Raw genomic sequence first — 14480 nt, forward strand, 5'->3', positions numbered from 1 at the left:
CTGAACGCTCGCTCACTGGATTTGCCGCCACATGATGCGGCGGCTGCCGCCGCCACCTTTCTCCGTCAACTTGACGATGCCACCACTGGTGTCGCCGACGTATTTGGCGGTGCCCGCGTTGGCGATCATGTTGACCAGGGGAATACCCGTGGAAAAGACCACACCGCTGGACACGGCGTCGTTGCCGTCAATCAACCCGTCATTGGTGGTATCCAACACGGCGTAATTGAGCATCTTACCGCTGAACGCATCCAGCTCGACGACCTTGCCGCTGCCGAAACTGGCGCAAGGGTCCGTGGTGTCCACGATCGCCGTGGTGAACACGATTCGCCCCAGCACCAGCGCCGCCTGGTTGATCACCCGTTCGCCGGTCAGAACACCGCCGTAGACCAAGGGCAGATACCAGCCTTTCTTGCCGGGGTAGATCACTTCATTCTGGCTGGTGGTAATGAATTGGCCCGAAGCGCCTGCGAACACCCCCGTGATCGACTGGGCCTGCAAGCTGGCCGTGGTGATCTGGCCAGAGCCACCGTCCGCATCCCACACCGCATAGAACGCCTGAAGGTCCTTGTTGGTCTTGTCCACCGACTCGTTGAATTTTCCGGTACCGAAAAACACCACCTTGCCGCCCAGGGAGTTGTCCGCCAGCAACGGCTGCGCGGTGATGGGCTGGGTGTCTCCACCCGGCGCGGTGAACAGGGGCTTGCCGGAAAAGGCAAGGCCCCAGCTGTTGGGGGCACTGGCGCTCAGGTCGAACTTCCACATGCGTCCATTGAGATCGCCGCCATACGCGGCCTGCACCACATTCTGCGAATTGACCTTGAGTTCCACCGACGACAAGCCGTTGGTGGTTTCCGTGCTGTCGACCACGATTTTGCGGATCAGCGAGCCATCCCGAATGTCCACCACGTACAAGGCCGCCACGCCGGAGTTGCTACCGTATCCGTTGGCAATGAACGCCGCCCAGCGGCCGTCGGCCAAGCGTGCCACCTCTGGACGGGCATAGGCGTAGCCAAGGTCATTAAAAGCGTTGGCGGCATTCGGGGTGGCTGGCGCGCTGAACTCCCACAACGCTCGAGTGACGTTACCGGCCGAGGCGTCGAACAGCTGCAAGGCGTAGAAGGTCTTGCCCCCCGCCCCTGTTCCGCCAATGGCGAGGGTCTTCCAGGCGTTATTGAGTTGCGCGTCGAAGATGCCGACCTGGCCATCGACCAGAAACTTGTGGCTGACGCCGTTGATGTAGGCCGGATCGGAAATCAGCCGCAGGTAGGGCAGCACGCTGGAGGGCATGTAGGCGTAACGCCGCGCCCCGTTGCCGGGGTTGATGACACTGACGAATCCGTCGTTGCCGTTGACCACCAGGTTGCTGTTCATGTTGCTGGCCTTGGTCGCCAGATAGTTGCTGTAGCTGGTGTCGCCCACCAGGTCGGAGGCGGTCTGGTCCGTCGGTGAGGCGAGCATCAGCGGTGAATTGATGATGTCACCCAGCAACACACTGCGCACTTTCAAACCGCTTTTGTTGGTGCCCTTGCTCCACTCCACCAGGTCAGCGCCAGTGATGCCCGTAGGCAAACCCTGGTTCAATACCGTCTGCTGCGCGGGCGCGAAATTGCCGAAGGCCAGGTTGATCGGCGCATTGCTGGCCGTGCTCCACGACTGATAAGTCGGGGGCGTGGCGCCGGGAACAATCGCGGTGTCGGTGGTCCAGAGCACCGAGGAGGTGTTCACTGCGCCGGTGGCGGTGATGCCATAAGCCCGGACCGTGCCGCGCCAGTCCTTGGGGTCGTAGCTGGTCTGGTAGTAGGACGAGCCTACACCGACGATCGAGCTGCTGGTGGTGCCGCTGCCCCCGGAGCCGGCCTTGGAAGTGATGTCGCTGAGCGCTGACGCCAACGCCGTGCTCAGCCCTGCACTGTCCGTTGCCTGATAGTACTTGCCCTGCCCGTAGCTGGCCGCATCCGACAGCATCTGGTTCGCGGCGGTGAAACCCACGGTGTAGGTGTTCATGTTCTGCTTGGGAAAATCGGCGGCGTTCCAGCTCTTGCCGCCCGCGTCGGTGCCGGTGGTGCGCATGTCGATGTCGAACGCGAACTTGGCGATGTCGTCCAGGTACAGGGTGTCACCTTCACCGTCGCCGTTGAGGTTGTCACCATCGTTCGCGCTGTTGCCGTCCCAATTCGGCAAGCGGCTGCCACCCAAGGGATCATTGGTCGGGAAGGTCCGGTCGTAGGTGGGCAAACCATCGGTGATCACCACGCCGTAGTTTTTCTGGCAGCGGTACTGGATAGGGCTGGTGTAGGTCGAAGGCGTCGAGTTGTAGTACGGCGCCATGCCACGCATGTAGCGCGTGACTTCGTAATAGCTTTCCGCCAAAGGCGTGTTGGCGATCGCACTCAGGCCGTTGATCGAGTTGATCAGCGCGGTGTAGTTGGCGTTCGCCTGGGCCTGGGTGACGCTGCCACTGACCGGGGACAGGTCGCTGATGGCGCGGGCGATGAAACCGCCGGGGCCGGGGTTGCCGCTCACCGGAGGGTTGAAGGTCGCCAGGCCGATGCGCAACGATCGGTTGCTCGCCACCAGATTGGTCGATACATCCTGGGCCACGCTGATGCGGTAATCGTTGGGAATCGCGCCGGTAGTGAAGTCACGGCTGGTACCGTTGGCCAGACTGACCAGATAGGACAGGTAGTTCGCCGAGTAGCGGGTATTGCCGTTGCCCACAGGATCAGGCAAACGCAGGCAAATGGACCCCAGCCCGAGAAAGCCACGATAAAAGCCGTACCAGTTACCGGCGGTGGAGCATCCGCCCCGGTTCAGGCTGGACAGGAAGATATTGGTATCGCTCATGTCCAGGTTCTGGCCGGTCAGGCACGAAAAACTCGAACTGCAGTTGGCGATTTGCGGGTAGTTTTCATCCGGTTTGAAACCCGCCGCCCAGATGATGTTGTTCATGCTGCCCGAATCATCGATCAGCAGCATCACATTGGGCGCAACCGCTGCCGCGCTCAGCAAGGGTGACTCCGAGGGCGTGAAGGCGTACACCGGCGCCGACAGGTACAAGCCCGCTGCAATGCCGGCACCGAACTTCCATAGCCCGGAGCGGCGCTCAATATTTCGCATAAATGCTCTCCACCACACTGCGAACGTTATTGCCGACAATGGCCACTGCGGTGACCCGGTACAGCGTCGCAGAGGTGTTGCTCGGCACATTCACGGCATTCAGCGAAGCCCCGATGTTCTGCACCCCGTAAAAACCATTGCCGGCTGCTATCCAGGTCACGCCCGACGTGGAATTGAAGCCGGCGCCAGTGATTGACGATGACTCGGCCGGAGGCGCGCACTGGGTAGTGCCGCTGCAAATCGGCAAGGTGTAGGTGCTCATCTGCACCGCACTTTCACCCATGCGCAGCGCCGCCTCGGCGTTCTGAAACGACTGGTTGCGCAGGTTGATACTGTTGGCCATCTTTTCCTGCAGGTTGGCGTTCTGCATCGACGAGATGCCGATCAGCGTCAGCAGCAACAGAAACACCAGGCTGACCAGCAGCGCCATGCCACGCTGACGGCCAGGCGTCACGGGATAAACACTCATCGGCCCTCCCCTCATGGCAGCCGGTTGCGCAAGGCGGCAACCACGCTGAAGGTTTGATCGCGAACCTGCCGTGCCGGATCGGTGAGGGTCAACGTCAGGCGCACGCTGCGGATTCGCGCAGCGTCCGCAGGATTACTGCTGTAGCTGGAGGCCGCGACATCGCTCGCTGAACTCGCCACGCCAAAGCTGACATTGAAGGCGCTGACGTTATCGATCAGCACCGCCTGGGCCGGCGTCCCGACGCCGACCCCCATCGTAAGCTGATTGTTCTTGAGGCTGTAGATCAAGCGTCGAATCGGGAACGCCAATTGCCCACCGGCCGGCACCCTTGCATTGGAATACGCGGTGGCCGTATTGCGGCAATCGGACACCACCGTCCAGGTCGGCGTCCCGCCTGTCGTGCCCACGTCAGCGGTGACCAGGGTCAGCTTGAGATTGGCATTGTCCCAACTGATAGGCGTGGCCTGGGCCACGCCGAAGGTCGTACCGTCACTGGCGTCGACAATCGTCCCCACACAACCGAACATCCCCACCATGCGGATTTCCTGAATCATCTTGCTCAGCACGAAACGCGCGTCCTCCTGCATGTTGGCCGCTGAGTTCTGACTGACGTAAGTGTTCTTGGCCGCGATGAAAATCTGCGCCACGCCGAGCACCACCACCAACCCCAATGCCAGGGCCACCAGCAGTTCGATCAGGCCGAACCCGTGATTGCGTCGATTCATGGCGTCGCCACCGGGTCGACCGCCGCACGACTGGTCACCACCAGGCTGCGCCGGGTGTTGGCGACATTGGCGGCGCGTGAGTCGTCCCAATTGATGGTGATGGTGTACACCCGCTGATTGAGGGTGACGGATCCGGTGGCGGTGCTGCCCAGTAGCGTGGTGATGTTGGAGGCGAAGTCGTAGAGGTCCTGATCCCGGGCGACATTCAGGTTGCCCGAGGTCGGCGGTGTGACAGTGTAGTCCGCACCGGAATTGGCACGAATGCGATCCAGCATGTCATAGGCGATGAAACTCGCCTGGCTGCTCATGCGCGCACTGTCCGTGTACTTCAGCGCATTGAGCTGAAACGCCGCCGCGCCCAGCAGGCCGACGGTCAGGATCAGCAGTGCCACCAGAACCTCAATCAGCGTAGTGCCTTCCTGTGCACGCTTGCTCCTTCCCCTCATCCGCAGCTTCCACCCAATAGAATTCGTCCATTCAAGCACACGTTCAGCGTCCTGCTCTGCGTCCCCAGTACATAGTTGATCACCACCGCCGTCGAAGGTGCCGACAGACCGCCCAGATTGTTGAATTCGATGGCGGTCACTCCTGAGGTTAGCGTCAGAGTCGCACCGCTGCTCATCGCTGGAACAACCCGCAATACATTGGGCGCATTGCCCGTGCTGTCATAGACCGACAGCTCTCCGGTCCAGCCACTGCCGCCGGCCGTTGGCCGCACCCGGGTGGTAATGCCCCGATCGATGGCCTCGAGCCGGGCAAAATTCAGACCGCGCTGCAGGTCGCTGATCTCGGTGTCGGCCCGGGTCCCCTGCACCGAACGGGTGAACATGGGCACGGCCATCGTGATGAGAATCAGAAAAATCGCGAGCGCAATCAGCAACTCGATCAGCGTGAAACCTTTTGTACGATGATCCATCGGTGCCCTCCGTTGCCGTCGGCTATACCTGCTTACACGCTAGAACATCCGACCGACAGACGTGCGGTTGTTTTGCCATTACTGGCGCAAGGATTGCGCCTCTGCCCGACGCCATGGAGGGAGATGTCATGCATCAGCAGGGTTTCAGCCTGATCGAACTGCTTATGGGACTGACAATTGTCGGGATTGTTCTGCACTTGATCAGTCCGGCATTCGCGACGCTGACCGAATCCATGCATCGAGAGGAAGCGGCGAAGTCGATCATCCACGGTATCCGCAGCGCCCGGACGCTGGCCATCACCCACCATCAGACCGTGGTGATTCATGGCATCGACGGGGATTGGGGCCGGGGCTGGCGAATCATTTTCGACCTCAGCGGCAAGGGGGCGGATGACCCGGACAATCCGCAGGTGACCGAGCACGCGAACGCCTCGGGCGTGCGCATGGTCGGTAATTGGTGGTTCAGGCGGGGTATTCGCTTCGACAGGCTGGGCATGCTGCATGCACCGTCGAAGTCATTCAATGCCGGAACCCTGTACCTCTGCGACGCCAGCGAACCGTTGAGCCGGCTGCAGGTGGTGGTGGCGCCGAGCGGCCGCACCCGCCTGGCCAACGATAAAACCAGGCAGGGATTATGCGAGAAGTGAATCAGATCGAACGAACGCGCAGTTCCTTGGGCATGGAGAACGTGATGTTCTCCTCGCGCCCTGCCAGCTCATCGGCACCGGTGGCGCCCCAGGCCTGCAATTGCTGGATCACGCCACGTACCAGCACTTCCGGAGCGGAAGCACCGGCGGTGATGCCGATCCGCTCGACACCCTCGAACCAGCTCTTTTGCAGGTCCTCGGCGCCATCGATCAGATAGGCCGGAGTGGACATGCGTTCGGCCAGTTCACGCAGACGATTGGAGTTCGAGCTGTTGGGACTGCCGACCACCAACACCACATCGCACTCGTCGGCCAGCGTTTTGACGGCGTCCTGGCGGTTTTGCGTGGCGTAGCAGATGTCGTCCTTGCGCGGGCCGCCGATGGCCGGGAAGCGTGTGCGCAGGGCATCGATGACGCGACTGGTATCGTCCATGGACAGGGTGGTCTGGGTCACGAACGCCAGTTTGTCAGGGTTGTTCACCTGCAATTCGGCGACGTCTTTTTCGTCTTCCACCAGGTAGATCGCGCCACCGTTGCTGCCGTCGTACTGGCCCATGGTGCCTTCGACTTCCGGGTGACCGGCATGGCCGATGAGGATGCATTCACGACCGTCGCGACTGTAGCGCGCGACTTCGATGTGCACCTTGGTCACCAGCGGACAGGTCGCATCGAAGACCTTGAGGCCACGACCGGCGGCTTCACTGCGCACGGCCTGGGAGACGCCATGGGCACTGAAGATCACGATGACGTCGTCCGGCACCTGATCCAGTTCCTCGACGAAGATCGCGCCGCGAGCCCGCAGGTCTTCGACGACGAATTTGTTGTGGACCACTTCGTGGCGCACATAGATCGGCGGGCCGAAGACTTCCAGGGCGCGGTTGACGATTTCGATCGCCCGATCCACACCGGCGCAGAAGCCACGGGGGTTGGCGAGTTTGATTTGCATGGTGTGCCTCGTGTCTTGCGGGCGAAACAATGAATAACCACTGAGGGAGCGAGCAGGCTCGCCCCACCTGTTACAGCGCTGTGACGGAGATGATTTCCACGTCAAAGGTCAGTGTCTTGCCGGCCAGCGGGTGATTGAAGTCGATGGTCACGTGCTCGTCATCGAACACTTTCACCACACCCGGCAGTTCAGTATTGGCCGCATCGTTGAAGATCACCAGCAATCCTGGCGACAGCTCCATGTCCTTGAACTGCGAACGCGGGATGACCTGCACGTTTTGCGGGTTGGGCTGGCCAAATGCGTTTTCCGGCTGGATGGTCAGCGTACGCTTGTCGCCAGCCTTGAAACCGAACAGGGCGGCTTCGAAACCCGGCAACAGGTTACCGTCGCCGACCTTGAAGGTCGCCGGGGCCTTGTCAAAAGTGCTGTCGACCGTGTCGCCGTTCTCCAGGCGCAGTGCAAAGTGCAAAGTGACTTCCGTGTGCTCGCGGATGCGTTGTTCAGCCACTACCTGTTCAGTCATGAACGGCTTCTCCGGTTTTTTTGGATTTGAACATGTCCAGCGCCAGCATCACGGCACCGACAGTAATAGCACTGTCGGCGAAGTTGAACGCCGGGAAATACCAGCGGTTCTGCCAATGCACCAGGATGAAATCGATCACATGGCCCAGGGCGATGCGGTCATACAGGTTGCCCAGCGCGCCACCGAGCACCAGGGCCAGCGCAACGGCCAGCCAGGTTTCGTTGCGCCCCAGACGCTTGAGCCACACCACCAGCACCGCGCTGACCCCGACGGCGATCAGGGCGAACAACCAGCGCTGCCAGCCGGAGCTGTCGGCCAGGAAGCTGAACGCCGCACCGGTGTTATACGCCAGGGTCCAGCTGAAGTAATCGGGGATCACCACGATCTGCTGGTACATCTTCAGCGAGCCTTCGAAGTAGAACTTGCTGGCCTGGTCGATGACCAGGACCAGCAAACTCAACCAGAGCCAGCTCAGCCGTCCGAAACGACCAACGCCATTAGGCATAGTGACGAACCTCGCCAGTACCGCTGATATTGTCGACGCAACGACCGCAGATTTCCGGGTGCTCCGGGTTCACGCCGACGTCTTCACGGCAGTGCCAGCAACGGGCGCACTTGGCGTGGGCCGACTTGACGATTTTCAGTTTCAAGCCGCTGACTTCGGTGACCACCGCATCGGCCGGTGCCTGCACCAACGGTGCAACACTGGCCGTCGAGGTGATCAGCACGAAGCGCAATTCGTTGCTCAGCTTGGCCAGGTCGGCGCTCAGCGCGTCTTCGGCGAACAGTGTCACTTCGGCTTGCAGGTTGCCGCCGACGGCCTTGGCCGCGCGCTGGATTTCCATTTCCTTGTTGACCGCGACCTTGACCGCCATGATCCGGTCCCAGTACGCACGATCCAGCTCGAAGCCTTGCGGCAGCTCGGTCAGGCCTTCGTACCAGGTGTTGAGCATGACCGACTCATTGCGCTCGCCCGGCAGGTATTGCCACAGCTCGTCGGCGGTGAACGCCAGGATCGGGGCGATCCAGCGCACCAGTGCTTCGCTGATATGGAACAGCGCGGTCTGGCACGAACGGCGGGCCTTGCTGTCGGCGCCGGTGGTGTACTGGCGGTCCTTGATGATGTCGAGGTAGAAACCACCCAGCTCCTGCACGCAGAAGTTGTGGATCTTCGAGTAGACGTTCCAGAAACGGTATTCGCCGTAGTGCTCCTGCAACTCACGTTGCAGCAGCAGGGTGCGATCCACGGCCCAACGGTCCAGGGCCAGCATTTCGTCGGCCGGCAGCAGATCGGTGGCCGGGTTGAAACCGGTCAGGTTCGAAAGCAGGAAGCGCGCGGTGTTGCGGATACGCCGGTAAGCGTCCGCACTGCGTTGCAGGATCTGCTCGGAAACCGCCATTTCGCCGGAATAGTCGGTCGATGCCACCCACAGACGCATGATGTCGGCGCCCAGGGTGTCGTTGACTTTTTGCGGCGCGATCACGTTACCCAGCGATTTCGACATCTTGCGCCCGGCCTCATCGACGGTGAAGCCGTGAGTCAGCAGTTCGCGGTACGGTGCGTGGTTGTCGATGGCGCAACCGGTCAGCAGCGACGAGTGGAACCAGCCACGGTGCTGGTCGGAGCCTTCGAGGTACAGGTCGGCGCGCGGGCCGGTGTCGTGCCCCATCGGGTGCGACCCACGCAGGACGTGCCAGTGCGTGGTACCCGAATCGAACCAGACGTCCAGGGTGTCGCTGATCTTGTCGTACTGCGGCGCTTCATCGCCCAGCAGCTCTGCGGCGTCCAGCTTGAACCAGGCCTCGATGCCTTCGACTTCGACGCGCTTGGCGACTTCTTCCATCAGCTCGACAGTGCGCGGGTGCAGGTCGCCGCTTTCCTTGTTCAGGAAGAACGGGATCGGCACGCCCCAGTTGCGCTGACGGGAAATGCACCAGTCCGGGCGGTTGGCGATCATCGAATGCAGGCGCGCCTGGCCCCAGGCCGGAACGAAACCGGTCTCTTCGATGGCTTTGAGCGAGCGCTGGCGCAGGGTATCGCCAGTGGTCGGCTGCTTGTCCATGCCGATGAACCACTGTGCGGTGGCACGGTAGATCAGCGGGGTCTTGTGGCGCCAGCAGTGCATGTAGCTGTGTTCGATGACCGTGGTGTGCATCAGTGCACCGACTTCGGTCAGCTTGTCGACGATGGCCGGGTTGGCCTTCCAGATGAACTGGCCGCCGAAGAACTCCAGCGACGGCACGTACACGCCGTTGCTTTGAACCGGGTTGAGGATGTCGTCGTTGACCATGCCGTACTTCTTGCAGGTCACGAAGTCGTCCACACCATAGGCCGGGGCGGAGTGAACCACGCCGGTGCCGGCGCCCAGTTCGACGTAATCGGCCAGGTACACGGGCGACAGACGGTCGTAGAACGGATGACGGAAATTGATCAGCTCCAGCGCCGAGCCGGTCGCGGTGGCCAGCACCGAACCTTCTACGCCATAGCGCGACAGGCACGCTTGCACCAACTCTTCAGCCAGTACCAGCAGCTTGTCGCCGATATCGACCAGGGCGTAGTTGAATTCCGGGTGAACGTTCAACGCCTGGTTGGCCGGAATGGTCCACGGGGTGGTGGTCCAGATCACGATCGAGGCTGGCTTGGCCAGCGACGACAGGCCGAAAGCGGCCGCCAGCCTGGCCTCATCGGCAATCGGGAACGCCACGTCGATGGTCGAGGACTTCTTGTTCTCGTACTCGACTTCCGCTTCGGCCAGGGCCGAACCGCAGTCGAAGCACCAGTTCACCGGCTTGAGGCCCTTGAACACGAAACCGCCCTTGACGATCTCGGCCAGGGCGCGGATTTCACCGGCCTCGTTCTTGAAGTCCATGGTCTTGTACGGGTTGGCGAAGTCGCCCAGCACGCCCAGACGGATGAATTCGGTTTTCTGCCCTTCGATCTGCTCGGTCGCGTAGGCACGGCACAGTTCGCGGGTCTTGTCCGCGCCCAGGTTCTTGCCGTGGGTGACTTCGACCTTGTGCTCGATCGGCAGGCCGTGGCAGTCCCAGCCCGGCACGTAGGGTGCGTCGAAGCCCGACAGGGTCTTCGAGCGGATGATCATGTCCTTGAGAATCTTGTTCAACGCGTGACCGATGTGAATCGTGCCGTTGGCGTACGGAGGACCGTCGTGAAGCACGAACTTCGGACGATCCTTGCCAATCTCGCGCAACTTTCCGTACAGGCCAATGCTGTCCCAGCGCTGCAGAATCTGCGGTTCGCGCTGAGGCAGGCCGGCCTTCATTGGGAAGGCGGTGTCCGGAAGGTTTAGCGTGGCTTTATAGTCGGTCATTTAAGGCTCTTCATTAGCGATGGGCGCTAGGTGCGGCTAGTGCACGGGCGGCGGCGACATCCGCGTTGATCGCCGTTTTCAAGGCCTCCAGGGAGGCAAAACGCTGCTCTTCACGCAGCTTGTGGTGGAAAACCACGGTCAAACGCCGGTCGTACAGATCGCCGGCAAAATCCAAAAGATGTACTTCGAGGTGGGCTTTGCCATCCCCCTGGACCGTTGGTCGTACGCCGATGTTGGCGACACCGGGCCAGGTCTTGCCGTCGATGTCGACATTGACCAGGTAAACCCCGGTCAACGGCACACGGCGACGCTTGAGTTGAATGTTGGCGGTGGGCGTACCCAGCTGGCGCGCCAGTTTCTGGCCATGCAGTACCCGCCCGGTGATCTGGAACGGACGACCGAGCAAGCGTTCGGCCAGGGCGAAATCGGCCGCCGCCAGGGCATTACGCACCTGGGTGCTGCTGACGCGAATACCGTCGAGTTCGACGGTTTGCGCCGCTTCGACGGTAAAGCCCTGCATGACGCCGGCCTGTTGCAGGAACTCGAAATCGCCGACCCGGTCACAGCCGAACCGGAAGTCGTCACCGACTTCCAGGTGCTTCACGCCCAGGCCGTCGACCAGGATGGTATCGACGAATTCGCTGGCACTGAGCTTGCTCAGGCGCTGATTGAAAGCCAGGCACAAGACCCGGTCGACACCCTCGCCCGCCAGCAGCTGCAGCTTGTCCCGCAAGCGGGCCAGGCGCGCAGGCGCCGTGTCGGGGGCGAAAAACTCCCGGGGCTGGGGTTCGAAAATCACCACGCAGCTGGGTACGCCCAACTCGCGCGCGCGCTCACGCAGCCTTGCCAGGATAGCCTGGTGACCACGGTGAACACCGTCAAAGTTGCCAATAGTGGCGACACATCCCCGATGCCGGGGGCGCAGGTTGTGGAGGCCTCGAACCAGCTGCATAACGCGCTTCTTGCTCATAAAGTGGTCGATTATAACCACACCCGGCGGCCGACGACAGGCAGCACCGTAACCCAAAGTGATCGGGCCGACAAAACCGCCGGCCCGCCCATGATTTTCAAGGCGAAGACTTAGCTCAACGCCTTGCGATTGAAATCGCGCAAACGGAAACCCATCAACAGCAACATGCCGAAATACGAGACGACACCGGCCACGACCAACGCGCCCAGACGCAGGAAGCGCTCGAGCATGTGCCCCTGGTCCCAGGGCGGCATGAAGTGCATTGCAACCAGCAATACCGCAGACATCACCAGCACGGCAACCACCAGCTTGGCGCCGAACTTCGCCCAGCCCGGTTGCGGCTGATACATCTGCTGCTTGCGCAGTTGATAGAACAGCAACCCGGCATTCAGGCACGCGCCCGCGCTGATGGCCAGGGCCAGGCCGGCGTGAGCCAGCGGCCCGATCAGCAACAGGTTGAACAACTGTGTGACGATCAGCGTGAAAATCGCGATTTTTACCGGTGTACGGATGTTTTGTTGCGCATAAAAGCCCGGCGCCAATACTTTAATCACGATGATGCCGAGCAACCCGACCGAATAGGCGATCAGCGCCCGTTGCGTCATGGACGCATCGAAGGCGCTGAACTGACCGTATTGAAACAGCGAAACCGTCAGCGGCTCCGCCAGGATTCCCAGGGCCAGTGAGCACGGCAGCACCAGCACAAAGCACAGACGCAGGCCCCAATCGAGAATTCGCGAGTATTCGCTGCGATCCTTGCTCGCGTAGGTCTTGGCCAGGGTCGGCAGGAGAATCGTGCCCAGCGCCACCCCCAGCACCCCGGAGGGCAGTTCCATCAAGCGGTCGGCGTAGTACATCCACGACACCGAGCCGGCGACCAGGAACGACGCAAAAATGGTGTTGATGATCAGCGAAATCTGACTGACCGAGACCCCGAGGATCGCCGGCAGCATCTGTTTCATGACACGCCAGACGCCACTGTCACGCAGGTTCAGGCGCGGCAGTACGAGCATGCCGATCTTTTTCAGGGCCGGCAGTTGATACAGAAGCTGCGCCAGGCCACCGGCCAGTACGGCCCACCCCAGGGCCATGACGGGCGGATCGAAATACGGTGTCAGGAACACCGCAAAGATGATCATGCTGACGTTGAGCAGGGTCGGCACGAAAGCCGGCACCGAGAAACGGTTGTAGGTATTGAGGATGGCTCCCGCCAGGGAAGACAGGGAGATCAGCAATATATAAGGAAAGGTCACGCGCAGCAGGCTGGAGGTCAGCTCGAATTTTTCCGGGGTGTCGGTAAAGCCCGGCGCCGTCACCCAGATTACCCAGGGGGCGGCCAGCATGCCCAATGCCGTCACCAGCGCCAGCACCAGCGTCAGCAGGCCGCTGACATAGGCAACGAAGGTGCGGGTCGCCTCCTCGCCCTTCTGGTTTTTGTATTCGGCCAGAATCGGCACGAATGCCTGGGAAAAAGCCCCTTCAGCGAAGATCCGCCGCAACAGATTGGGCAGTTTGAACGCGATGAAGAAGGCGTCCGTCGCCATCCCCGCACCGAAGGCACGGGCGATGAGGGTGTCACGAACGAACCCGAGAATCCGGGAAAGCATCGTGATGGAGCTGACGGCGGCCAACGATTTGAGCAGATTCATTGAAAGAGTTTGTGCCTGTCGATAAACAGCAGGCGAACAACGCGCCTACTTGTGCGATACTCCGCGCCGCAACAGCACAGAGCCAAAGCTCGCGAGTTTACAGGTCAAACGCCGGAAAGAAATCTCCCGCCTCTTTATACCTACCACTTAGCGGAACGTCTCACCCGCCCTTGACAAGACTTCAACTCATCGGCATGATTCGCGGCCTATTTTGTTTGCTATTTCCTAAAAAGTCTTTCGAGGAGCTCGACGGTGGCCAACTCACCTTCCGCCAAAAAACGTGCTAAACAGGCTGAGAAGCGTCGCAGCCACAACGCCAGCCTGCGTTCCATGGTTCGTACCTACATCAAGAATGTAGTTAAAGCCATCGACGCAAAAGACGCTGCAAAGGCTCAAGCCGCTTACGTTCTGGCTGTGCCAGTTATCGACCGTATGGCCGATAAAGGCATCATCCACAAGAACAAAGCTGCTCGTCATAAGAGCCGCCTGAATGGCCACGTCAAGGCCCTGAACGTTGCCGCTGCTGCCTAAGCGACGCGTTCACTGAAAAACCGACCTCAGGGTCGGTTTTTTATTGCCTGTGATTTATTGATCACCGCAAAAAGAGTGGGAGCGGGCTTGCTCGCGAATGCGGTGTGTCAGCCGACATTAATGTTGAATGACACACCGCATTCGCGAGCAAGCCCGCTCCCACATTTTGATTTGCGCTGGACTTACCGCGCGTTCGCCCACGGCAAGATCGGAATCGCCGTCACCGCATTCTGCGGACTGCCCTCGATCAGACGATCGCTGTAGACCAGATACACCAGCGTGTTGCGCTTCTTGTCGAGAAAGCGCACCACCTGCATGGTCTTGAACACCAGCGAAGTGCGCTCCTTGAACACCTCCTCGCCATCCTTCAACTGCCCCTTGAAGTTGATCGGCCCGACCTGGCGACAAGCGATGGAGGCCTCGGCACGATCCTCCGCCAGCCCCAGACCACCTTTCACTCCGCCCGTCTTGGCGCGCGACAGATAGCAAGTCACACCCTCGACTTTCGGGTCATCGAACGCCTCGACGACGATACGGTCGTTCGGCCCGACGAACTTGAACACCGTCGACACCTGACCGATTTCCTCGGCCGACGCCAGCAGCGGCATTGCCAACAGCAGACCCAACAATCCTTTTGCCACACGCATTCAGGTAT

The 14480-nt window shown here is 60.9% G+C and carries 14 protein-coding genes; 2 read left to right on the forward strand and 12 right to left on the reverse strand.

What is annotated here, in order from left to right:
• Window positions 1-12: 12 nt before the first annotated feature.
• The 5 genes from ACM6IM_RS00100 to ACM6IM_RS00120 are packed head-to-tail and all read right to left on the reverse strand — an operon-like array spanning window position 13 to window position 5230.
• A complete protein-coding gene (locus tag ACM6IM_RS00100; RefSeq protein ID WP_414863847.1) occupies window positions 13-3120 on the reverse strand; it encodes a pilus assembly protein in 3108 nt (1035 codons plus the stop codon).
• Window positions 3107-3589, reverse strand: coding sequence for a PilX N-terminal domain-containing pilus assembly protein (locus tag ACM6IM_RS00105; RefSeq protein ID WP_201194873.1), 483 nt, complete (start codon window positions 3587-3589; stop codon window positions 3107-3109). The genes ACM6IM_RS00100 and ACM6IM_RS00105 overlap by 14 nt, the downstream gene beginning before the upstream one ends.
• Before the next feature lie 11 nt (window positions 3590-3600).
• The gene (locus tag ACM6IM_RS00110) at window positions 3601-4314 is read right to left on the reverse strand and encodes a PilW family protein (protein WP_414863848.1); all 714 of its coding nucleotides are present in this window, start codon (window positions 4312-4314) and stop codon (window positions 3601-3603) included.
• Complete coding sequence (pilV, locus tag ACM6IM_RS00115) at window positions 4311-4760, reverse strand: type IV pilus modification protein PilV (protein ID WP_414863849.1); 450 nt, start codon at window positions 4758-4760, stop codon at window positions 4311-4313. The genes ACM6IM_RS00110 and pilV overlap by 4 nt, the downstream gene beginning before the upstream one ends.
• A complete protein-coding gene (locus ACM6IM_RS00120; RefSeq protein WP_414863850.1) occupies window positions 4757-5230 on the reverse strand; it encodes a GspH/FimT family pseudopilin in 474 nt (157 codons plus the stop codon). The genes pilV and ACM6IM_RS00120 overlap by 4 nt, the downstream gene beginning before the upstream one ends.
• A gap of 128 nt (window positions 5231-5358) precedes the next feature.
• Between ACM6IM_RS00120 and ACM6IM_RS00125 the strand changes: the two genes are divergently transcribed.
• Window positions 5359-5877 (forward strand): GspH/FimT family pseudopilin, encoded by a 519-nt coding sequence (locus tag ACM6IM_RS00125; protein WP_414863851.1) that lies wholly within the window; start codon window positions 5359-5361, stop codon window positions 5875-5877.
• Window position 5878: 1 nt separating this feature from the next.
• On the opposite strand, the gene ispH is transcribed toward ACM6IM_RS00125, so the two are convergent.
• From ispH to murJ, 6 genes are all read right to left on the reverse strand, one after another.
• Window positions 5879-6823, reverse strand: a complete 945-nt coding sequence (gene ispH, locus ACM6IM_RS00130) for a 4-hydroxy-3-methylbut-2-enyl diphosphate reductase (protein WP_192309028.1) — start codon at window positions 6821-6823, stop codon at window positions 5879-5881.
• Window positions 6824-6893: 70 nt separating this feature from the next.
• Entirely contained in the window at window positions 6894-7346 is a 453-nt protein-coding gene (gene fkpB / locus ACM6IM_RS00135; protein ID WP_414863852.1) for an FKBP-type peptidyl-prolyl cis-trans isomerase, read from the reverse strand.
• On the reverse strand, window positions 7339-7851 hold the full coding sequence (lspA, locus tag ACM6IM_RS00140) for a signal peptidase II (RefSeq protein ID WP_201194885.1): 513 nt from the start codon (window positions 7849-7851) through the stop codon (window positions 7339-7341). The genes fkpB and lspA overlap by 8 nt, the downstream gene beginning before the upstream one ends.
• On the reverse strand, window positions 7844-10675 hold the full coding sequence (gene ileS / locus ACM6IM_RS00145; protein WP_414863853.1) for an isoleucine--tRNA ligase: 2832 nt from the start codon (window positions 10673-10675) through the stop codon (window positions 7844-7846). The genes lspA and ileS overlap by 8 nt, the downstream gene beginning before the upstream one ends.
• 13 nt (window positions 10676-10688) lie before the next feature.
• Window positions 10689-11627: a bifunctional riboflavin kinase/FAD synthetase gene (gene ribF / locus ACM6IM_RS00150; RefSeq protein ID WP_192309036.1), complete on the reverse strand. Its 939-nt coding sequence runs from the start codon at window positions 11625-11627 to the stop codon at window positions 10689-10691.
• Window positions 11628-11755: 128 nt separating this feature from the next.
• Window positions 11756-13294 carry a murein biosynthesis integral membrane protein MurJ gene (murJ, locus tag ACM6IM_RS00155; protein WP_201194895.1) on the reverse strand — a complete coding sequence of 513 codons (1539 nt, stop codon included), beginning with the start codon at window positions 13292-13294 and terminating at the stop codon, window positions 11756-11758.
• 252 nt (window positions 13295-13546) lie between these two features.
• Here murJ and rpsT point away from each other — a divergent pair, with 252 nt between their 5' ends.
• Window positions 13547-13825, forward strand: coding sequence for a 30S ribosomal protein S20 (gene rpsT, locus ACM6IM_RS00160; RefSeq protein ID WP_007970922.1), 279 nt, complete (start codon window positions 13547-13549; stop codon window positions 13823-13825).
• Between the two features lie 182 nt (window positions 13826-14007).
• Here the strand turns inward: rpsT and ACM6IM_RS00165 are convergent, their stop codons facing one another.
• Window positions 14008-14472 carry a CreA family protein gene (locus tag ACM6IM_RS00165; protein ID WP_371052673.1) on the reverse strand — a complete coding sequence of 155 codons (465 nt, stop codon included), beginning with the start codon at window positions 14470-14472 and terminating at the stop codon, window positions 14008-14010.
• Window positions 14473-14480: the final 8 nt, after the last annotated feature.

It is taken from the genome of Pseudomonas sp. IT-P12 (genome assembly GCF_949767465.1).
Classification (GTDB): domain Bacteria; phylum Pseudomonadota; class Gammaproteobacteria; order Pseudomonadales; family Pseudomonadaceae; genus Aquipseudomonas.

What these genes read in the sequence shown, in the direction of transcription:
- pilV (WP_414863849.1), bottom strand. Translation starts at nt 4,760, where the DNA reads ATGAGGGGAAGGAGCAAGCGTGCACAGGAAGGCACTACGCTGATTGAG.
- ileS (WP_414863853.1), bottom strand. Translation starts at nt 10,675, where the DNA reads ATGACCGACTATAAAGCCACGCTAAACCTTCCGGACACCGCCTTCCCA.
- ACM6IM_RS00110 (WP_414863848.1), bottom strand. Translation starts at nt 4,314, where the DNA reads ATGAATCGACGCAATCACGGGTTCGGCCTGATCGAACTGCTGGTGGCC.
- fkpB (WP_414863852.1), bottom strand. Translation starts at nt 7,346, where the DNA reads ATGACTGAACAGGTAGTGGCTGAACAACGCATCCGCGAGCACACGGAA.
- ACM6IM_RS00120 (WP_414863850.1), bottom strand. Translation starts at nt 5,230, where the DNA reads ATGGATCATCGTACAAAAGGTTTCACGCTGATCGAGTTGCTGATTGCG.
- ACM6IM_RS00105 (WP_201194873.1), bottom strand. Translation starts at nt 3,589, where the DNA reads ATGAGTGTTTATCCCGTGACGCCTGGCCGTCAGCGTGGCATGGCGCTG.
- ACM6IM_RS00100 (WP_414863847.1), bottom strand. Translation starts at nt 3,120, where the DNA reads ATGCGAAATATTGAGCGCCGCTCCGGGCTATGGAAGTTCGGTGCCGGC.
- ribF (WP_192309036.1), bottom strand. Translation starts at nt 11,627, where the DNA reads ATGCAGCTGGTTCGAGGCCTCCACAACCTGCGCCCCCGGCATCGGGGA.
- ACM6IM_RS00165 (WP_371052673.1), bottom strand. Translation starts at nt 14,472, where the DNA reads ATGCGTGTGGCAAAAGGATTGTTGGGTCTGCTGTTGGCAATGCCGCTG.
- lspA (WP_201194885.1), bottom strand. Translation starts at nt 7,851, where the DNA reads ATGCCTAATGGCGTTGGTCGTTTCGGACGGCTGAGCTGGCTCTGGTTG.
- ACM6IM_RS00125 (WP_414863851.1), top strand. Translation starts at nt 5,359, where the DNA reads ATGCATCAGCAGGGTTTCAGCCTGATCGAACTGCTTATGGGACTGACA.
- ispH (WP_192309028.1), bottom strand. Translation starts at nt 6,823, where the DNA reads ATGCAAATCAAACTCGCCAACCCCCGTGGCTTCTGCGCCGGTGTGGAT.
- murJ (WP_201194895.1), bottom strand. Translation starts at nt 13,294, where the DNA reads ATGAATCTGCTCAAATCGTTGGCCGCCGTCAGCTCCATCACGATGCTT.